Raw genomic sequence first — 21,554 nt, forward strand, 5'->3', positions numbered from 1 at the left:
TCGTTACATGTAAAGCCCTCATAATTTTGAGGGCTTATTTATCACAAATATTTTTCAAATTTCTATTTACTTTTGACAACATAGTTCTAAAGATTTTTAAATCTTCTTCTGTAAAATTCTCACTTATATTAGCAATCATATTTTCATCTAATGGGTCAAGCTGCTTTATTAACTCAAAAGCACTTCTAGTTAAAGTAAGTAAAAAAGCCCTTTGATCACTAGGATTTTTTTGGCGATTAACATAACCTTTTTTTTCTAGCTTATCAACAATAGCTTTTATAGTATTAGGGTCTTTGTCTACTCTTAGTGATAGTTCTTTTTGAGAAATCTTATCTTCTTCAAATAACTCTTTTAAAACAACCCATTGTTCAGGAGTCACATCATAATTTTTAAATTTAAAACTAAGATGCTGATGAATTTCTCTAGCTGTGCGACAAATATCGTATCCTATGGAGTTCATGGGCATATCCTTTTTACCCATATATCCAAGATATATGGGTATATATTGATAACAGTTTAGTTATTGATTGCTTTATTGATAGATTCACGCATTTGTGTATAATACTTTTGTATTCCATCTTTACCAAGAATAAAAGGATTTTTTTCACCTTTTTTTCTAATTCCAGCTGCTTTTAAATCATCAAATCCTGAACCTATAAATAGATGAGCTGTCAAAGAAACATCTGCATTTACTTTTTTAGCCTCAGTTATAAAATGCTCAACAGATTTTTTATATGCCAATTTGCTCTTCATATCTCTTGGAATTCCTGTACCACCCCATAAAATAGCATTATGTTTTTCACCATCATTCATAACTGGAAATATAAAAGACATACCTCCTGGTGTATGACCTGGAGTTACAAGAATTTTTACCGATCTATCACCTAATGTAACTACATCTCCATCTTTTAAAAACATACTTACAGGAGCTTTAGGTGAACGAGGTCCATTTGGTCCTTTATTTAATGTATTCATAAAATCAGTATCTACTTTAGTCATTGCCACTTTTGCATGATATTTATCGGCTAGATATTTTGCTCCACCATAATGATCACCATGGCCATGAGAGACTAAAATATATTTTAAATCTTTTGGATCTAAACCAAGTTCTATCATACCTTTTTCAATCATCTTAGCATCATTATCATCCCACATAGAATCTATAAGAATAATACCTTCTGATGTTTTAATTGCCCAAGTAGTAACACTTACACTACCAATACAATATACATTATCAAAAACCTTTGTTGGTTTCAATGGTGTATTATTCATAAGAAATGCCATAATATGTGCTGGTGGTTTTCCTGCCATAAGAGGTTGTGATAAAAATGGTAATGCACAAAAAGTTGCAACTATAATTACTTTTATAAATCTATTCATAAAAATATCCTTTAAAAAATTTAGTACGTACACGTACTATATTCTAAAGTCTACAATATTAGTGTAATAAAGTCAATAAAAAATAGAGTTTTTAACTTAAAATATCATCTGCCATATATTGCATATTTTTTGCACTATTGTGTAAAGACTTAAGCTCTTCTGGGAGTAATTTATACTTAAGAATTTTACTTGCTCCTTTGCGTGTAACAACAACAGGAACATTGACTACAACATTGTGTAAACCATATTCACCCTCTAGATAAATCCCCAATGGTAATACAGAATGTTCATCATTTGCAATAGCTCTAATTATACGAAATACACTTGCTGCTGTACTATGATTTGTATTACCTTTTTGAGAAAAAACTGAATAACCAGCATTGATAACATCATTAAAAATTTGCTCTCTATCAAGCTTTTCTAAGCCATTAAGTTCACAAAATGTATCTACATCTAAACCACAAATATTGCATATACTCCATGGCAGTATACTTCCTTTGCCATGTTCTCCTAAAACATATCCTATTATATTTTTAGGATCGATACCCACCTTTTTACTCACAATTTTCATAAATCGCGCTGTATCAACAAGTGTTCCTACACTAAGAAGTCTTGATCTTGGGTATAACCCTTCTTTGTAAGCAACATGGGTAAGTACATCAACAGGATTGGTCACCATAAGAATAATAGCTTGGGGTGCATAGCGATGCAGTTCACGAATGATTTTCTGAATCAAAACAGAATTTTCTCCTAAAAGTTCTTCTCTAGGTTGTCCTTCTTTTACTGTAATACCAGCAGTAATCACAATAACATCACATCTTGCACAATCAACATAATCTCCTACATGTAAATGTGTATTGCTTGCATATGTAAATGATTCAACAAATGAAAAATCAGCTACTTCGCCTAAAGCTTTTTCAACATTACGATTGACTAAAACAATTTCACTCATATTGCCAAGTGTAAGTAAATAGTTTACAAGCTCTACTCCAACACCACCTGCACCAACAATTCCAACACGCATATATAATCCTTAATCTTTTAGAAAATTATAACACTCTAAATTGTTCTTGTATGGTGAAAATATAACCATCTGTGCTGTATTTATTGTAATAAAAAAGTAATTGAGATAGTGTTTGTTTAATACTATGTTTTAGTATCAACTATTATAAGGAAATAATTTCCCTAAAGTGTATACTTTAGGGAAACCGATAATTATTTTAAATTTTTATCTAAAAACTTTACAATAATGTTAGAAACATCTGTTTGTTCCCATGGAAGATTACCATGACCTGCACCTTTAAGAATATAGAGTGTAGAATCTACTCCTTTTTCAAGTAAAGCATCATGTAATAACTCTGATTGATTTGCAGCAACACGTCTATCTGCATCACCTACCATTACTAAGAAAGGAGGACTCTCTTTTGTAATATAATTTATTGGATTAGTTTTTGCTGCTCTTTCAGGATTTGTTAATATCCCACCATTTGTTCTTTGAACAAGAGCCATACCATTAACTAATACAGACTCTGGAGAAGATGCATCAAAGTGTAAGTCTTGAATAAATTTAGGTGCACCATAACCAATCTTTGTTAAATCTGAAGCACCAAAAAGATCAACAACTGCTTTTACATCACTACGTTGATCTAAGTTATCACCTTTATCAAACTCTTTCAAATCACCAGTAAGCCCTGTCATTGCAGCAAATAATCCACCAGCTGAACTACCCATAACAGCAATGTTATCTGGATCTATATTAAAACGTTTTGCATTTGCACGTAAAAAACGTACAGCTGATTTAGCATCAACAAGTGGTGCTGGGAAAATAGCAGTTGGTACTACACGGTACGAAATACTTGCAACAGCATAACCAGCTTCGGCAATATCAACTTTAAGTTGAAAATTTTTATTTATATTAGCTGATACAAAAGCACCTCCTGGTATAAAAAGAAGCGTTGGTAATGGTTTTTTTGAACCCTTAGGTATCATAATATTCATCTCTAATGGTGTATTTTCATAACCATAGATTTTTGGTTGTGAATAAACCAAATTAGAAAGAACATCAAGTTGAGGTCTTTTTATCTCAACATCAATCACATGTGTATTTTTGTGATCTGTTGTTTTAAGAGATCCTGCCGTTAAATGAACAAGAGAGGTTACTAATATAGCACCTACAAACTTAGAAAAATTTGTCATGTAAATCCTTTAAACTTAATTATAGTTAATATATATTTATTAACTGAATAATTTATGATACAATAGAATTATACATAAGTCAAATAGTATAATATATATAATTATTATAATTATTTTGTTATACTATAGAATAAAATTTGAAAAGGTATTATGATGAATATTAAACAATTACAATTCATATTACAAGTAGTAAAAGAACAAAGTTTTACCAAAGCAGCACAAAAACTTGGTGTTTCTCAACCATATCTAAGTCAGTATATCTCTCACATAGAAAGTCAAATGGGAATACTCTTATTTGATAGAGCAATCACACCTGTAAAATTAACTAATGTAGGTGAGGCTTTTTGTGAAAAAGCTAAAAAAATATTAGATATATATGATGATATGACTTTAGAATTAGATGATTATAATGGTATTAGATCTGGAAAAATTGTCATTGGAATAACACAAGCAGGTGCTGATTTTATTCCAAAAGTATTGCCAATTTTTCATAAAAAATTTCCAAATATTGAAATAAAAGTTAAAGAATGCAAAGCTCCAAAAGAAATAGAATCTTTAATACTAAATGGAGATATTGACCTTGGTATACTCCCGTTATTAGGTTCTTTGGAAAACCTAGACTATCAAGTAGTAGAAGAGAAGCGTATGCTATTAGCACTCCCAATTAAACACCCTTTAGCTAAAAAAATAAAAAAAAATAGTAATAATTTATATCCTTACATATCTTTAAAATTACTCAAAGATGAACAATTTGTTCTTCCTGAAAAACCACAACAAATTCATCTTCAGCTTGACAAACCTTTTATAGATGCTGGGTTTGAGCCTAAAATATTTTGTACCACTCAATCTATGGACGTTGCAAATGCTATAGTAGCATCTGGTATGGGTATCTGTTTTACCTTACCTGAAATAATTCGTAATGATTTTGCAGATAAAATTACACTTTTCCAAATTGATGAAAAGCATACATTAAAACAGATGGTTATGGCATATAGAAAAGGAAAATATCTCCCTAAGATAGTAAAAGAATTCCTTACAGTTTCAAAAAGAATATTATCTAAAAAAGAAAAATAACATATCTATTTTATTATGACTTTCATATATATTATACTATTTGACATATGTGAGTATATTCAAGTACAATTCTCTAATTCTTAAGTTGATATTAAATATATTAACTAAATAAAAAAGGGGACTTATGAAAAAGATAAGATGTAGTCTTGCAGCATTAATTTGTTGTAGTATGGCAACTACAAGCGGTTTGGCAAGTGATTCTTTGCGTGATGCATTTACTAATGGTAAAGTGACTGGTGAGCTTAAGGCTTATTATTTTGATTTAGATGTTGATCAACCTAGCCGTGATGTTGATTTAGCTGCTTCAATTCTTGTTACAGGGGTTAAATTAGGATATAAAACAGATTCTTATCATGGTTTTAAACTTGGTACTACTTTTCAATCAAGCTATGCACCATTTGCTGATGATGATGCAAAAAATCAATTTGGTGGCGATATGTATGGTTCTGGTGCTGTACTATCAGAAGCATATCTTGAGTACAATTTAAATAAAACAAATATTAAAGTAGGTCGCCAAGGGATAGGAAGATATACACCCCTTGTTAGAGGTAGTAGATCTCGTATGATTGAAGAGTCATTTGAAGGTGCTATGGTAACGAGTATGGAAGTACCTCAAACGGTATTATTAGCTGGATATATTTCAAAATTTCAAGCAAGAACAACAGTTGCTGGGAATGAATTAAAGTCTATAGCAAATATAGATAGTAGTATTTCTAAGTTTGAGAAAAAAATTGTTTTTTCAAATCCTCTTACTATAGTTAAAGCTGTGCCGTTTGATGGTGCATATACTCTTGGTGCAATTAATAAATCAATCCCAAATACAGTATTAGTTGGTAACTATGTAAGAATTAATGATGTAGAAACTCTAACTAATTATACTCCTAGTGGTGTAATGGCAAAAGGTGATATTGACCTTTATTATGCAGAAGCATTATATACTATACCTATGGATGGTTATAGATTTGGTCTTGATACAATGTATGTTGGATCACATATGGGTGGTGAATTAAATGCTATTGATCTTAGTGGTTATTACTTTGGTATAAGAGCTAGTATAAAAGACTATAAAGGTTTTGGAGCTCAAATCGCATATGGTACAACTTCTGAAGATGATGGTGTAATCGATAGCTTTGGTAATGGCGGAATGGTTTATACTGGAACTGAAATTGGAGGTCCTATCAATGAAATTGCAAAAGACACGGATTCTTATATAATTGGTCTTACATATGATTTTAATACTATTGGTTGGAAAGGCTTTAAAAGTGGAATCATGTATGGTTATGCAGAGCAAGATTTTAGTGACATAGAATCTACTTCGTATGTATTTACTGCAAATTATAATGTTCCTTCAGTAAAAGGTCTAAGTTTTGAGCTACACTATGAATCTATGACACAAGAACAAAATTCAGAAGATATAAATCAAAGAGACGAACTAAGATTTAGAGCAAGATATAGATTTTAACTATTTGCATCCTTAAAATAAAAATTACACGCATTCCAATAAAATTTATTGGAATGCCCTTCCTCTATTTAGACTCAAAAATCTTGACTTTAATTAGACATCTACTATAATAAGAATAATAAATTTATATTAGGTATATAATACCTCAAAAGGAATTATTATGAAAACTATACTCCGTTCTCTTCTCGTTGCTACTTTAGTAGCTGGAACACTTCAAGCTGGCAATATTACAAAACAAGAAGCTCTCAAAATTGTTACACCCTTCTACCAATTTTTAAGTGGCAAAGTCAGTGCGAAGGAAGTTCAACCTTCATTTGATAAAGATTGGAAGTCTTATTATGGAAATGGAGAAAAGGATTATCGTACTTTTAAACAAACTACTGGATTCTTGGGAAATGTATTTCGTAAAATGGTACCAAACCTAAAATGGGATATTATAGATACTAAAATGTCTGGTAACACTATCATTGTAAGAGGTGAAGGAAGTGGTACTGTAGCTGGTCCAGTTTTTATCACATCACCTGTAAAAAAAGGTAAAAGTTTTAAAATCATGAGTATTGATATGCATACGATCAAAAATGGTAAAGTAGTTAAAACATACCATATTGAAGACTATCGTACAGCATTTAAACAATTAGGTATTGTTAAACCATTTAAAAAAGCTAAAAAATAACAACTCAAAAGGTGGGTTTTACACTCACCTACTTTTACATGTAATAATAACGGCATAATTTTGCATAGTTTTTAGATACAATACGATAAAAACAAGAAGTAGAATAAGGAAATATTTATGTCGTTTGAAACACTAGGCTTAACGCCTGAAATCTGTACTGCTGTGAATGAGTTAGGCTATACAAAAGCAACACCTGTGCAAAAAAAAGTTATCCCTTTAGTATTAGATGGAAAAGATATCATGGCAACAGCACAAACAGGAACAGGTAAAACAGCAGCATATGCACTTCCTATTTTGCAGTTATTGTCTAAAAAAGAGATTAAAGAAAAAACAATAAGAGTTATAAGATCCCTTGTTTTAGTACCTACAAGAGAGCTTGCAGCACAAGTTGGAAAAAGTATTGAAGCTTATGGGAAAAACTACAATTTAAAAAGTTGTGCAGTTTATGGTGGTGTTAAATTTACTCCACAAACTAAAAAACTTGAACGTGGTATTGATATTTTAGTAGCAACACCCGGGCGTTTATTAGAGCATATTAAACAAGATAATGTAGATCTTTCACATGTAGAAATAGTCGTATTTGATGAATCAGATAGGATTTTAGATATGGGATTTTGGGAAGAAATTGTAACTCTTTCAAATATGCTTCCAAAAAAACGTCAAACATTACTTTTTTCTGTTGAGCATAACAAATCTCTAAAAAGATTTTCTGAGTTAACTGTGATAAAACCAGTAAAAATCGATATCAACAATCAAGGTGATTTAGCAAAAAAAGTGAGACAAACTATCTATGTATGTGACGAAAATAAAAAATCAGCACTTTTATCATACATGATAGGCTCACGCAACTGGCATCAAGTATTGGTTTTTACAAAAACGAAAAAAAGTGCAGACGAAGTAGGTGCATATCTTGAAGATAGTGGTTTAAAAACATTAATCTTACATGGTGATAAAGCTCATTCTAAACGTACTAAAGCACTTAAAGATTTTAAAGCTGGAACTATTCGTGTACTCGTAGCAACAGATATTGCATCCCGTGGTCTTGACATTGAAGAACTCCCTCATGTTATTAACTATGAACTTCCGGGAGATGCTGAAGACTACATTCACCGTATAGGAAGAACCGGACGTGCAGGAAATGAAGGTGAAGCTATCTCTTTAGTTTGTAAAGAAGAAAAAAGTGTTTTAAAAGATATAGAAAGACTACTCAAATATGGGCTTAAAGTAGAATTTTTTGAAGGATTTGAGCCAAAAGACTGGGTAGAAAAAGAAGCGAGAAAACACACGCTTAGAGGAAAAATAGAGCGAAGCCAAGAAAAAAGAAGTAAAACTGCCAACAATGTAGCGGGCATGAGAAAGAAAAAAGCAAACGACAGAAATGCTCAAAAAAAGGCAACGCTTAGAAAAAGAAAGAAAAAGTAAAAAAAGGGGATTCTCCCCTTTAATTTTGAACAATATCCCAAAAAATTACTAGTATCCTTTATCATTTTAAAATTGTGATAGAATGCAAAATCATAACAGAAAGAAAGGTTGTCGATGACTCATAACACTTTTTCTATTCGTGCCATTTCGCCTTTATTCCTTGCCATATCTTTTTTGGCATTAGGGTATGGAATCATTTTTACTTTCATAGGTATCTATCTTAAAGAGTCAGGAACTACTAATGCTAGTATAGGTGTTATCAATGCTTGCTTTTATTTAGGTTCTATTCTAGCTTCTATTTTTAGCCAAAAAATTATTACTAACGTCGGGCATATACGAAGTTTTGCTACATTTGCCTCTGTTATGGTTGTTGCTTTTTTAATGCATGCAGTTTTTTTCAATGAAATGTTATGGGCACTTTTACGATTTTTTTCTGGTTTTGCCTTTTATGCCTTATTGATTATTCTTGAGAGTTGGCTCAATGAAAAAAGCTCTCCAGAATCTAGGGGAACTGTTTTAGCAATTTATAGTATTACTTTTTATCTTTCAACTGCTGTTGGACAACTTTTTTTAAACTTAGGAGACAACCTTAAACAACATCTTTTTACAATTGGTTCAGCGCTTATTCTTTGCTCTATTATCGTTATTTCATTAACCAAAATCAAAGAACCTTTTTTAGAACCCTTTGAAAGATATAGTTTTCCTAAAATCTATTCTGTTGTTCCTTTGGCTGTAACAGGAAGCTTTCTTGGTGGGATTTTTGTTAGTGGATTTTTCACCATGTTTCCTATTTATATCTTGAGTAAATTTGACTCCCTTGAAGTTGTATCATATTTTATGATTATAACATTGTGTGGAGGATTGATTTCTCAATGGCCCATAGGTAAACTCTCGGATAAATACGGTAGACGTAAAGTGATATCCTCTAGTGCTTTTTTTACAGCTTTTTCCTCTCTTCTTTTTATTTTTTCTAGCTCTTCTATTATGCTCACTTATGTATGTGGGTTTTCATTGGGTATGACTATTTTTTCTATTTATCCTTTAAGTCTTGCTAGAGCAAATGATGTTGTTGATGAAAACAAAGATATTGTAGAGATTACTCGAACACTCCTTTTTACTAATAGCATAGGTTCTTTTCTTTCCCCTTTACTCATAGGTATTTTATCGACTTACTTTGAGCACAGTATGTTTATCATGTTTTTTATACTCAATATTTTCTTGGCTTTTTACGCTCTTTCTAAAGAGAAAGTTCCTGATGATGATATGAGTGAATATGTCAATGTACCAGTCGTTTCAGGAGCAGAACTCCCTCAGCTAGACCCAAGGCAAGATGCAGAATAGCTTTACATGTAAAGTATCGCCAATTATAAGCTGATATTTTGTAAGCTATACTCATGCTACATACTTCTTATATACTCTGTCTTAGAGTCTATCCTTTTAAATTTTACTGCATGTAAACTAGTCACACAATAATTTAAAAGTTTAGAGGGTTATTGGAAAAAAGTTACCTCATAGTCAGCTTACGGAGGTGCTGAACAATGGTATATGCGTAATGAATCAATGTATCTACAAAATGGCATAAAAACATGATTCTAGTATTGGGGTATAAAGACGTTTTTACGTCTGAAAGAAGGGATTTCCAAAGTATGTGGGTGTGTGCCTACTAGCAAACGCTTGTAGATGAGCGTTATCGCCGTCTATCCCCTCAACTCGGCTTTCAAAATGAATAAAACTGAGGGAAATAACTGGAGAGTACAAATGGTTAATTTTAAAAAGAAGTTCTTAGTCACAGTATTGTTAAGCTTTGCCTTATTGAGTTCTAGTAGCCTAATGGCAAAGGGAAATGTTGGAATTACCTTAGACCAAGCAACGGTAATTGTTAAAGCTGCTAAAGCACAAGCTTTAAAACAAGGGACATTAATGAACATTGCAGTTGTTGATGCTGGTGCAAACCTTACAGCATTTGTCCGTATGGATGGTGCTTTTATGGGGAGTATAGATATCTCTATAAAAAAAGCAAAAACTGCAAGACTTTTTAATATGCCTACAGGAAAATTAGGTGAGCTAGCACAACCTGGTAAACCTTTGTATAACATTGAATTCTCAAATAATGGACTTATTACATTTCCTGGTGGTGTGCCATTAAAAGATAAAGAGGGTAACATCATCGGTGCTATTGGTGTTAGTGGAAGTAGTGTAGAAAACGATCACGAAGTTGCTATGGCTGGTGCTGCTGCACTAAAATAATAGCTATCATTTAGACAGGTTAGATTAACATAGCCTGTCTACTTTACACTTCCTTCAACTTTTTCAAAATCTTCACCATCGCCAAAGTATCTAACTCACAGTAAGCCAAGAGTTGTTTTCTTATCTCTTTTTGCTCCTGCTCACTCTTTACATGTAAAGATGCAAATGCCCTCATAGCTTGGCTTCCGTTTTGTATGCCTTCTAACTCTTTGTAGGCTTTTTCAAACTCAGGAACAAGTGCTGGTAAGACGTACTTTATAGAGTAACTTCCTTGCATACTTGGAGTTACGAAGTGCTTTTTTTGAAAAGGAGTCATCAAGTCTTTCATGTTTTCATGGATATGCATAAGATGTTCACTCAAGTCTTCAAACTGCTCGGCAAGTCTTTTTATGACACCTTTTTCAAAACTCATATTGTACGCTAAAGTGTTTACATGTAAAGGTATGTTTTTGACTAACTGTTCTGCTAAAGCACGTCTAGGGTCAACACCCACATCTGCTAAAAACTCATAATGCTCCAAAACCCCATCACTATGCTCTACATGTAAAGAGTATTGAAATGGTATCTGTTGGTATGGACTGATGCCTTTGAAAAGTGGCACAGCTTGTTGGTAAGTCTCAAAGTCTAAATGATAAAGCGGATAGGACAAACTCTCACAAAACTCTTTGATAGCCTTTACATGTATATGTGTTTCACCTGATTTGTAGTTTTGTACTGCACTGCTTTGTTTTGGAGTCATAGCAAAGTCTTCTGGCACATCTTTTATATCTACTATGCCTTGCTCGTACAACTCTATCTGCTTTTTGCTCCCAAGGTTAAAAATGTTAAAAACACTATACTCAGGGATATTTCTCTGTATCTTCCAGCAATACTCTTTTGCATCGCACTCATAAGGACTTTTACAATGCTTTCCAATCTCTATGTCAGGTTCGTTCTCTTTGTCATCAAGATAAGCTTTAAACTCGCTCAAATGACTAGGTATATCATGTTGTAAAGCTCTCACCTCTTCGCTCACATCTACCACACAAAACAACTCTTTTAAATCCAACTCATCGCCTCTTAAATAAGAGTTGTTTACATGTACCACATAAGCTTCTTTTACACAAAAACCAAGATGAGCGAGAACATAGTACTGGATAGAGACATCATGAAGATATATATCTTTGAGTCCCGTTGAGCTTTTTACTTCGTAGAGTGATACTTCACAACCTTTTACATGTAAGACATCTACCATAACCAAAATACCACCGTAGTTAAACGTAGCCTCGTAGATATACTCTACTCCTTCATCGATAAGTCTTTGTGTCGTAGCTATCATCTCATCGTAGTTTTTAGAGTAAGGCACTTCCTTGCCACCAGCAAAAAGCTCACAAGCCAAATCCCCGACTACATTTCCCGTCTCAAATACTGCCTTGGCTGACTCGTCAGGTGGAGTAAGGACTTCGGGCTTGTACTTTTTTAGCCATAGAGATTTTGGGCACTGGATGGCTCTGGTGTAAAGGGATTTTGATAAGTTCATGATTCTTTAGTATTCCAAAGATACTTGGCAAACAACAAAGCTATCACAATAGCAAACAAGCCTTCAAAAGCAATAGTTATAGGAGCACCAATATAGTGAGAAATCGAACCTACTGCTAATGATCCTAAAGGTTGCATACCAAAAAGTGCCATAGCAAAATAGCTTATTACTCTTCCTCTCATCTGTGCGGATGTTGTAGTTTGTAATAAAGTGTTGATGATGGCTATATGCATCATCATCCCAAAACCAGCTAATGCCGCAACTATATAAGCTAAGACAAGACTATGAGTGGTAGAAAAAAGAACTAGCCCTACTCCAAAAACAATCGTTGCTCCTATCAAAATCTTTCTCAAATTTATAGAAGATTTAAAAGATGCCAAAGTGATAGCAGCACAAAAAGCACCTATACCTATGAAACTATTGAGATACCCATATGTAGCAGCATCACCACCAAATGTTTCTTTAGCCATAATGGGAAGGAGTGTTACATAAGGAAAGACAAAAAAACTAGTCAAAGAGAGCATCAAAATAAGCATCCCAATCATAGGCGTTTGAAAAATATAACTCCAGCCCTCTTTTAGTCCATCTATAACTTTTGTCTTGTTAATTGGTGATAAATACTTAGGAAATCGCATCATAAGAAGAGTTGTTATAACTGCAACAAAGCTTACTGAGTTGAGTATAAAACAGACTCCTGCTCCATATTTTGCTAAAAGTATTCCTGAAACTGCAGGGCCAAAAAGCCTCGCTAAATTAACCATGGAAGAGTTGAGAGCTATGGCATTTGGGAGGTGCGATTTGTCATCTATCATATGATGGACTAAAGATTGTCTTGTCGGGATATCAAATGCATTTATGATGCCCAAAGTCACACTGAGTGCCAAAATCTCTACAACACTATAATCTGTGAAAACAACAACTAGAGTCATCAAAATCGCTTGAATCATAGACGCGATTTGCGTTAGTAAAAGAACTTTGTATTTGTTATACTGATCGGCTACTGCACCGCCTAAAAGTGAAAATAAGAAAGATGGAAACTGTGTAGCAAAGACGGCAAGTCCAAGCATAAACGCCGAGTTTGTCTTCTCATAAATGATCCAATAAACTGCTGTACGTTGTACCCATGTACCAGTCAGAGAGATAGACTGACCAAAAAAATATAATCTATAATTACGACTGCGAAAAGCATTGAAAGTGTTAATATTCATATTAGATAACTTCTTTATATTTTGACTTTTTATTTTGTTAACTGTTTTGTAAAATCAACTATTTGTAGTAGAAAATTCTATAGAGCTGTATGAGGATTTTACTACTTTCAAACTTAGATATTCTTATTTTAAATAAAATAATCTCATACTTAAGTATTCTCTCTTTTAACATTAACTCTTTACATGTATATCTTTTTATATCACTAGCTAACTTTTTTCTGATAGTTCACTTCCGCATTTCATACAGTATTTTGCATTTGATTCATGTGATTTATAGCCACATGACTCACAAACTCTACTGTCATAATTTCGACGTAAAGAAGTAGCGAGTTCAGCTGTATATATCCCTGTAGGAACAGCTATAATCCCATAACCAAGTAGTATCAACATAGAAGCAACTATCTGACCTAAAGGAGTTACAGGAGTAATATCTCCAAACCCAACAGTAGTGACACTTACAAGTGCCCAGTACATAGAGATAGGGATACTTGTAAAACCATGTTCTGGACCTTCTACTAAAAATATAATCGCCCCAAAAACTGTTATAATAGCCAACATAGCAAGTAAAAATACAAAAATCTTTCTCCAACTATTTAACAATGAATTGATCAAAACACTACTCTCTTTTGTATAACGCCTTAAGTGTAAAATCTCAAAAATCCGTAAGATACGAAGTACTCTAAGTACCGCAAGATACTGAGCTCCTATAAAAAGAAGAGACAAATACATAGGTAAAAGAGCAAATAAATCTATAACCCCATAAAAGCTACGAGCAAAACGAAAAGGTTGTTTGACTACTGCCAAACGGATTATATACTCGATAGTAAAAAGAGTTGTAAAAACCCACTCTATTTGAAGGAGTAACCTACCGTGGCTTAGGTGAATCGTACCAATAGAATCAAAAAGAGCAACAAGAACACTTAATAATATAACAAGAATAAGCACTATGTCAAACCACTTACCTGCATGTGTATCGTTTCCAAAAACTATATCAAAAATCTTTATTTTCCATTTGCTATTTTCATTTGGACTTGGTGAATAAAACCTTGCCATAAACTCTCCTAAAGATAACTTTTATAGTGATTATATTCTAATTTAAAATTAAAAAGAAGAATACACTTTTTTTTTATTTAAAAATATTATGTTAAAATATGATAATTTGAAAGGTAATACAATATGATAAAACCTGTAAAAGTCATCACCGATAATGTTTCAGAAGAACTACGCCATGTTGCTAGTGAAAACTCTATACTTGATTCTACACTTCGCATTGAGATTAATTCTATTACTACTTTGGTTCAAACTGCTGATACAGATTTTGTTGAAGTAGCCAAAGACGCCCTTAATACCTACAAAGAAGAAAAAAGCTTAAGAGATAATACTCTTGAGTTTAAACAACAATACGACATAAAAATAAAATCTAAACGTACAGATTATACTTTTAAAGATGTGTATTCTGAAATAGAGTTCGAAGAAAATGATACACTTGCATATCTTGTTATAAAACAAGGTTCAAGACTAAAGTATGAAGATGGACTTTATGATGGTTTTTTAGAGTATATTACTGAGCAAAAACTAAGAGCAAATATAATGCTTTATCTGTTTGATATAGATTATGAAAGTACTATTAAAGAGTTTGTAAACCTAGTACAAAAAATCACACTAATGACATTTAAAGAAGACAAAAAAATCCTAATCGCAAAAAGTGTTAATGCCACTGATGGAGTAGTATCTAAACTTATTAAGAATATTGAAGAGAAGAGTGATGTTCAGACTAAAGATAGTACAGGAAAAGTTGATCACTCAAATAGAGGAGTCTTCATAAACTGTACGCAAGATGAACAACTTTTTGAATTTATCAAGCCTCAGCAAGGAGAACATGGTAGAACTTGTAAAGGTGATATTATCGAAGCACAAACGATAAATCTAGACGATGCACCGACATTTACAGTTGACGATAGCATTGAGGTGCAAGATAGTCTTGAAAACATAAAATACCTCTCGACTAAAAACGGTTTTCTTATAAAAAATGCAAATCAATACTCTGTAATCAATAACTTAGAAATAGATGAGATATCCTTTAAAACCACTGGAACAATCAACGCCGATTTAGATGCAGACATAACTATCAATGTAACAAAAAATGACCCTTTAGAAGATGCCGTTGCAGAAGGTATGCACATAACAGTCAAACACCTCGTAGTAAGAGGAAATGTTGGACCTAACACTAAAATAAAAACAGATGATATATCTATAGGTGGTCAAACTCACAATAGATCTTCTATAAAATGTATCGATGCGGACATAAAACAACATAGAGGTAAAATAATAGGTCGCGAAATCAAAATAAACACTCTTGAAGGTGGTGAAGTTGTTGCAGATAAAGCGATCATCGAGCATGCTGTGCGAGGGAAGATTAAAGCAAAAACTATCCAGATAGGCACGCTTGGCTCAAACGTTACTATGGAATCCCCAGAATATATCCAAGTAGATATGATAACAGGTGGAGAAAATACGTTTGTTATTGATACTTCAATAGTAAGTGCTTTTGATGAAGAGAAAAAAGCTAAAATAGATTATGGGCAAAAGCTAAAAGATGAGTTGAAGCTTCTACTAGCATCACTTAAAGAATCTGCTGAAAAAGTCCAAAAGAATTTAGCTCCTTGTAAAAAAATACAAGCTATGATTCTTAAAAATAAAAACGAAGGTGTAAATATACCTGATGTTCTTATTAAAAATTTAAAATCATGCAAAGCCATGATGGCTCGTTATAAAAAGTTTAAAGAAGACGTTGCAGATAAAAAAAATCAACTTGAAAAAGCAAAAAGTGGACAACTTGAATCCAATTTAGCTATCTTTGATGCCAAAATAGTAGTGAAAAAGCCTATAAAAGGGTTTAATAGCATCGTATATAGATTGAGTAATCCTGATAGAGAAATAGTTCTAAAAACAGATAAAAGTATGAGTAAACCTACATTTAAAATCAGAGAAGATTATAATGGTGTCTTGAAAATAGTAAATGTAAACTAAAACTTTTTACTTTTTTTTACAAAAACTTTACATAAATAAAAACAAGTACCATCACACATAATGAATAAAGAGAAACCGATAAAATCATAGTTGTTCCTTTGTACAAAACTCTTTACATGTAAAGAAATTTTATATTATAATTTCTCTTCATTAGGTTTTCTATCTATAAAATCTTTTTTTGCATCTTTCACAGTATCCAATACAAAAGTATTTTCAGCAATTCTTCGTTGCAAGATGACATCAACCATGACAGTTTGATTTGGTAGCAACAAATGCTCTAGTTTTATATCTTCAGATCTAAACTCTGCTGGGAGATAATGGCTAAAACCTTCATCAGGTCTAGCTACAATTCTAATGCCTAGTTTCCCATCTTTTACTTCTTTTAATTTACTGTAGTTAAAATAGTAAATTAAATTTCCACTTAAATTGTTTTTTTGCCTATCTACAAAAAATCCTTTTGGTAGCTTATTTGGGTCATAGTCATCCCCTGCCAATAAAAGCATATCGTAGTCATGGATTTCATTACCCAAGTTATCTTGTACATTAAAAACAAACATTATATATTTATCACTTTTTGCTTGAGCGTTTTTTGTTCTTCCTATCATCTCATTTGATAGTTTATTATACTCTTCAAAAGTCTTTACATGTAATGATTTTAAGATAGAATTGACTACAGGTTTAACAACACGTTTTTTCTTGACACTGTTCATTATCCCATATTTATCACCTGAGTGACTTGCACCTTTTATGACTTCAAAGGCACAATTAGTAGATTTTCTAATCTCACCTTCTACTTTTAAAGGATAAGCGTTTATAATTGTCCCAGCGATTTTTGCATCAATCATTTCGCTATTACAATCTTGTTTTAATACAACTTTTTGATAGTTCATGTTAGCACCAGACAATCGAACAACGCCATCACTACCTTTTTCAACTAAATAATGGTTAATAAAATCATAAAAATGCTCATCTATCTTTTCACCACTTAAAACAAAAGGATAAAAAGTATCTTCGTAAGAATAATCTAGAAAAGAACTGTTCAAGTTCCATTGACCTTGACTTCCAAGTTGAAGCCAATTTAAAACACCAACACCCGGTTCAATATCGTTCCACCAAGCTTTTATACGTCCTACTTTTTCTTTACCCAAAACAGCCAAAGCAGAACCATGGTTTGCAGGAGCAAGCATAACAAGATGTGTTAAAGGAATCTTGGTTAAATCGTTTTTATAAAACAAATCAATCCACAACCTCATAACAGGTCCACCAGTAGAATGAGTAATACAAGCAAAACTCTCATCTCCAAGCTTTTCAACTCTCGCTTTTTCAAAAGCACGAGCAATATCTTCTAAATTGACTTCATCATGAAAGCTAATGTACTCTCCAAGATAAATATTTTCTATCTCTACATGTAAAGATGCATCTGCCTCACGCTCTAACACCTGCGGTAACTCTCCATAAGTCTCAGTTGAAGTAACACTCCAACCATGTACAAATACTAGTTTCATCTAATCTATCCTTTATACATAATTATCTTTAAAACCAACAAGACTAAAATTAAATTAGCCTGTCACCTTTAATTCTAAAACTATCCAATATATTTAACATATTTATTCCTTTTTATCTTTACATGTAGATAAAGCAACATCCTTAGATTCAAATTTTTCTAATGCTTTGTTGAGTTTATATGCATGATAATACTCTGCTAAAGAATATCCAAAAAATACAAACAATAAACCTAGGCCACCAGTATAAAAAAAGAAATTTATAAAAGATTCTAAGTCGTGTTTAATAACCAACATGATTAAGTTTAAAATATACATGATGATAACACAAGCTATTCCTATTAGAGAACTATACAAATTGATTTTTTCAAACCATCCTATTTTTACTTTTATCTCATCTGTTTCATGATCAAGATAGTTCATTGACATCCTCAGTCTTTTCCATGTAAAAGTATTTTTATCTTTGTTATGCAACTCTGTTAACTGTTTTCGCAAAGTTGTCTCTACTCTTATCCCGATAGCACTTTTAAATGCCGCATTATTTATCTCTTCTTTTATCATTTCTTTTGTATTTTCATGCAGATGTTTGTTTTCATATAGAGAACTTAAATAGTTCACTTTTCGCAATTTTACTTGGTCAAAAAGATTTAAAATCTTTTTTGCATATATAGCTACTACAATAACAAATAAAATAGGTATCAAAATATTTGCTTTATCCGCGTACATTAATATTGGCTGCATTGTATTCCTTTTTATTATTGTTTTATCCAGTTCTTTACATGTAAAGAATTTTTATATTATATTTTACCCTGAACTCTTAAATCCAACATTTGAAATGCAAGAAATTTATCAAATCTTTTCGAAAATGATGTTGAACTGTTTGAGTTGAAAAACTATACTACATGTATAGGTTTTTAACGAGTTTTCAACATCAGAAAATATTTTATCAATTTCTGATAAGCACTTCATCCGTTGGGAGCTTTTTTTCTTTCTTTTTTTACGGTTATAAAAAGGAAATTACTCCCTACAATACTGTACTTACTCTAAAAAGTTTTGAGTTTAGTTCCGACCTATTTTAATTGGTAAACTGTCCCCGGAATTTTATAATTTCCAATTTTCAATTTCATCAATACTTAGTTTATCTAAATAAGTATAAACAATACCAACGCTATGTCTTGCCCTTGTAATAGCTACATAAAATTTTGCACGACTTGTACCATCAAGGCTTTTATTTTTCAAAATAAAATCTAATATCTTTTGAGTTGGATAGATCAAAACCCTATCAAACCCTAAACCTTTTGATTCACCAAAGTTCATTACAGAGTAATTTGCATTAACCTTCTTTCCCCTGTTCCACACCAATTGCAAAGGCTGATACTGTGCTAAATATGTATCAATATCTTTTTCTCTAATAAAAAATATTCCTTTATGCTCTACTTCATCATTCTGTTTTGATGTAGGAACTGCATAATCAGGAAATAATTTAGAAGAAAACTTACAAATTAACTCATTATTTCTATAACTACAATTCAAACTTTCTTCATCAATTTCAACTGTAATTCTTTTACATTCATTTTGAATAAACTCTTTTATTTTTCCATCTTTATATTTTGGATATTTTTTTGCATGATGTGTTAAATAAGTAACTTGTCTAGAATCACCAACTAATACAATATTTGAATTAGTTTGAAATAATAGCTTTATTAATTCCAAGTCATACCCTGCTAAATCCTGAACTTCATCTATAAAAACATACTCATAAATTCGACTTATTCTATCAAAGACTACACCTTTACTTTTTTCATTGCATTTGAAAACAAATTTTGACAACTTATCAGAGTAAATTTTATATTCTTTGGAAAAATAATGTTTATCAACTTCTTCCTCTTTATAGTAAACAGGAAATTTTCCTCTAAATTTTAAACCGGATTGCTCATTTACTAAAAGCATCCCATTGATTTTTTTATCAGTTAAATAATCTTGATACGGTTTCACCCCATGTTGGAGTAACATTGAAAACCAAGTTTGAATGGTCACATTTTTTGGAATTGCACCGTTTATTTCTATAAATTTCTTTTTTATCTCGCTTTCATTTGCTTCTGTATATGTTGTGATTAATACTTCTTTATCTTGCTTCAAAGCTTCTTTTATTAGATATGTGGTTTTACCAGCTCCAGCAGCAGCGATAATAAGTTTATTTATCTTACTCATCTTTTATTTTATTGCGTCCATAATGTAAGTAGGAAAAACTATATCTTCTTGTGTATCAAATATTTTTAAAGCACATTCTGTTTTGTTGCTTTTCATATATTTTCTTAAATCATCTTCTGTAGCGTATGATGTACCAAAAATTTTGTTTAGTTTTGCCAAACTATTAAATTTTAAAATCTTAGGCTCTAATGTATTGTAATTATAGGGTTTATCTCCAATATTTAAATCACCACTGTCAATATCTCTATCAAAGCAAATTTTTATATTTTGTGATTTCGAGTATTTTTTATACTTTTTATCTAATGCTTCAACATTTCCATCACTGTCTGTAAGTACAACAACTTCTTTGTTTATCTTTTCTGCAATTTCTAAAAATCTCTTAAATGCAATACCAACAGAAATGACATCTATTTCATCCTCAATAGGCAGTTTTTCGCTATTTTGAAGCATATAGGCTTTTTGAATAACAAGCTCATCGGAATCACCCTCGACCAGTATCGCTTTTTTACATAAAATCAATCTCAAAGTATCATAACCAGCTATTTTTTCAAAAAATCTCTGTGTTTCTGGTGATAGTTTATTAAGCCGTGTTGTTTGTTTGTCATGTAAAAAAATCAGGTGCTCTAATCCTAACTTGTTCGCTACAAAGCTACTATGAGTTGATATTATGATTTGTTTGTCTTCATTTCCCGTTTTGATTTTATTGATTAGGGCATTTAACTTAGTGTGACTTAAGTGATTTTCTGGTTCTTCGATTAAAAGTAAATTTGATTCTTTACTTTTTTTATGACTTAAAGCTAAATCAGTTTTAATAATACATTGTTCACCTTTACCTATAAAGTGAAAAGGAATATCATCAAAATATGTCATAAGACTATTTTCCCAAGCATTTTTTGAAACTAGTTCTACAGATAATGCCAACTCTTTTGCTGTCAATGTGGAGTGAGTTTTAACTTTAGAATTGATTGTTTGGATGCTTTCATCTTCCATAAACGCATCTCTCATTTTTCTATGAGCTTGAGAAATTTGAACCAAATCATTTTCATCTAAATTTTCTCTAATTATTCTTGACAAGTAAACATCAGAGCCATTTTGAAAACGATTTGATGAAGAATCAATGAATGCAGACTTAATAGGAATACTTCTTGAAGTGATACTATAATCTCGTCCAAACGAAGACCAAACTATCTCATAATATTCTATTGGTAAAGTTTTTATATTGTCTTTATCTTTTAAAAGTTCATTGTATGCATTTTGGTATTTTTCATCAAAAGCTATTTTAAATGAAACACCGCTTTCTTTATCTTTTTTTTCATAATTTAACTTACCTTCAAATTGTGGATAGCTTCCATCTTCAAAAAATATTTCAATAAGTATGTATGGTAAAGTTTCTGGATTTTCTAGATACTCTTGAATACATTCATAATTAAATAGATACTCTGTCAAATCATTTTTTAGATACTTTCCATTTAATAAACCCGTAAGAGCTAAATGGATAGCTTCTAAAATTGTTGATTTTCCTGCTTCATTATTTCCAACAAGAATATTTAAACCACCATTTACATTTAACTCTAATTTTCTAAAACTCTTAAAGTTTTCAATATAGATTTTTTTTATTTTCATTTTCATC

The 21,554-nt window shown here is 31.8% G+C and carries 18 protein-coding genes; 7 read left to right on the top strand and 11 right to left on the bottom strand.

Translation table 11 applies throughout. The features are described from left to right. Positions 1 to 34 precede the first annotated feature (34 nt). The 4 genes from K354_RS0100115 to K354_RS0100130 form a co-directional block, all read right to left on the bottom strand. Positions 35 to 460 (bottom strand): MarR family winged helix-turn-helix transcriptional regulator, encoded by a 426-nt coding sequence (locus K354_RS0100115; protein WP_051505368.1) that lies wholly within the window; start codon positions 458 to 460, stop codon positions 35 to 37. 56 nt (positions 461 to 516) lie between these two features. Then, entirely contained in the window at positions 517 to 1,380 is an 864-nt protein-coding gene (locus K354_RS0100120; RefSeq protein ID WP_084607283.1) for an MBL fold metallo-hydrolase, read from the bottom strand. A gap of 91 nt (positions 1,381 to 1,471) precedes the next feature. Next, on the bottom strand, positions 1,472 to 2,404 hold the full coding sequence (locus K354_RS0100125) for a lactate/malate family dehydrogenase (protein ID WP_024953483.1): 933 nt from the start codon (positions 2,402 to 2,404) through the stop codon (positions 1,472 to 1,474). 191 nt (positions 2,405 to 2,595) lie between these two features. After that, positions 2,596 to 3,576 (bottom strand): alpha/beta hydrolase, encoded by a 981-nt coding sequence (locus K354_RS0100130; RefSeq protein ID WP_024953484.1) that lies wholly within the window; start codon positions 3,574 to 3,576, stop codon positions 2,596 to 2,598. A 153-nt stretch (positions 3,577 to 3,729) separates the two neighbouring features. Here K354_RS0100130 and K354_RS0100135 point away from each other — a divergent pair, with 153 nt between their 5' ends. The 6 genes from K354_RS0100135 (at position 3,730) to K354_RS0100160 (ending at position 10,454) form a co-directional block, all read left to right on the top strand. Continuing rightward, positions 3,730 to 4,650: a LysR family transcriptional regulator gene (locus K354_RS0100135; protein WP_024953485.1), complete on the top strand. Its 921-nt coding sequence runs from the start codon at positions 3,730 to 3,732 to the stop codon at positions 4,648 to 4,650. A 124-nt stretch (positions 4,651 to 4,774) separates the two neighbouring features. After that, positions 4,775 to 6,112, top strand: a complete 1,338-nt coding sequence (locus K354_RS0100140; RefSeq protein ID WP_024953486.1) for an OprD family outer membrane porin — start codon at positions 4,775 to 4,777, stop codon at positions 6,110 to 6,112. Positions 6,113 to 6,272: 160 nt separating this feature from the next. Then, positions 6,273 to 6,785, top strand: coding sequence for an ester cyclase (locus K354_RS14500; RefSeq protein WP_024953487.1), 513 nt, complete (start codon positions 6,273 to 6,275; stop codon positions 6,783 to 6,785). A gap of 117 nt (positions 6,786 to 6,902) precedes the next feature. Further along, entirely contained in the window at positions 6,903 to 8,207 is a 1,305-nt protein-coding gene (locus K354_RS0100150) for a DEAD/DEAH box helicase (protein WP_024953488.1), read from the top strand. 114 nt (positions 8,208 to 8,321) lie between these two features. After that, a complete protein-coding gene (locus K354_RS13680) occupies positions 8,322 to 9,548 on the top strand; it encodes an MFS transporter (RefSeq protein ID WP_037939927.1) in 1,227 nt (408 codons plus the stop codon). Positions 9,549 to 9,929: 381 nt separating this feature from the next. After that, the gene (locus K354_RS0100160) at positions 9,930 to 10,454 is read left to right on the top strand and encodes a GlcG/HbpS family heme-binding protein (protein WP_425426656.1); all 525 of its coding nucleotides are present in this window, start codon (positions 9,930 to 9,932) and stop codon (positions 10,452 to 10,454) included. Positions 10,455 to 10,497: 43 nt separating this feature from the next. Here the strand turns inward: K354_RS0100160 and K354_RS0100165 are convergent, their stop codons facing one another. The 3 genes from K354_RS0100165 to K354_RS0100175 form a co-directional block, all read right to left on the bottom strand. Continuing rightward, a complete protein-coding gene (locus K354_RS0100165) occupies positions 10,498 to 11,973 on the bottom strand; it encodes a DUF2779 domain-containing protein (protein WP_024953490.1) in 1,476 nt (491 codons plus the stop codon). Next, the gene (locus K354_RS0100170) at positions 11,970 to 13,181 is read right to left on the bottom strand and encodes an MFS transporter (RefSeq protein WP_024953491.1); all 1,212 of its coding nucleotides are present in this window, start codon (positions 13,179 to 13,181) and stop codon (positions 11,970 to 11,972) included. Before K354_RS0100170 ends, K354_RS0100165 begins: the two co-directional genes overlap by 4 nt. A 207-nt stretch (positions 13,182 to 13,388) precedes the next feature. Continuing rightward, on the bottom strand, positions 13,389 to 14,234 hold the full coding sequence (locus tag K354_RS0100175) for an ion transporter (RefSeq protein ID WP_024953492.1): 846 nt from the start codon (positions 14,232 to 14,234) through the stop codon (positions 13,389 to 13,391). Positions 14,235 to 14,357: 123 nt separating this feature from the next. Here K354_RS0100175 and K354_RS0100180 point away from each other — a divergent pair, with 123 nt between their 5' ends. Next, positions 14,358 to 16,211, top strand: coding sequence for a flagellar assembly protein A (locus tag K354_RS0100180; RefSeq protein ID WP_024953493.1), 1,854 nt, complete (start codon positions 14,358 to 14,360; stop codon positions 16,209 to 16,211). A gap of 134 nt (positions 16,212 to 16,345) precedes the next feature. Here the strand turns inward: K354_RS0100180 and K354_RS0100185 are convergent, their stop codons facing one another. From K354_RS0100185 to K354_RS0100200, 4 genes are all read right to left on the bottom strand, one after another. After that, complete coding sequence (locus tag K354_RS0100185) at positions 16,346 to 17,716, bottom strand: esterase/lipase family protein (RefSeq protein WP_024953494.1); 1,371 nt, start codon at positions 17,714 to 17,716, stop codon at positions 16,346 to 16,348. Between the two features lie 102 nt (positions 17,717 to 17,818). Further along, a complete protein-coding gene (locus K354_RS0100190) occupies positions 17,819 to 18,454 on the bottom strand; it encodes a hypothetical protein (protein WP_024953495.1) in 636 nt (211 codons plus the stop codon). Positions 18,455 to 18,814: 360 nt separating this feature from the next. Continuing rightward, positions 18,815 to 19,924: a UvrD-helicase domain-containing protein gene (locus tag K354_RS0100195; protein ID WP_037939929.1), complete on the bottom strand. Its 1,110-nt coding sequence runs from the start codon at positions 19,922 to 19,924 to the stop codon at positions 18,815 to 18,817. A 3-nt stretch (positions 19,925 to 19,927) separates the two neighbouring features. Next, on the bottom strand, positions 19,928 to 21,547 hold the full coding sequence (locus tag K354_RS0100200) for an ATP-dependent nuclease (protein ID WP_024953497.1): 1,620 nt from the start codon (positions 21,545 to 21,547) through the stop codon (positions 19,928 to 19,930). Between the last annotated feature and the right edge of the window lie 7 nt (positions 21,548 to 21,554).

It is taken from the genome of Sulfurospirillum arcachonense DSM 9755 (genome assembly GCF_000597725.1).
GTDB lineage: Bacteria > Campylobacterota > Campylobacteria > Campylobacterales > Sulfurospirillaceae > Sulfurospirillum_A > Sulfurospirillum_A arcachonense.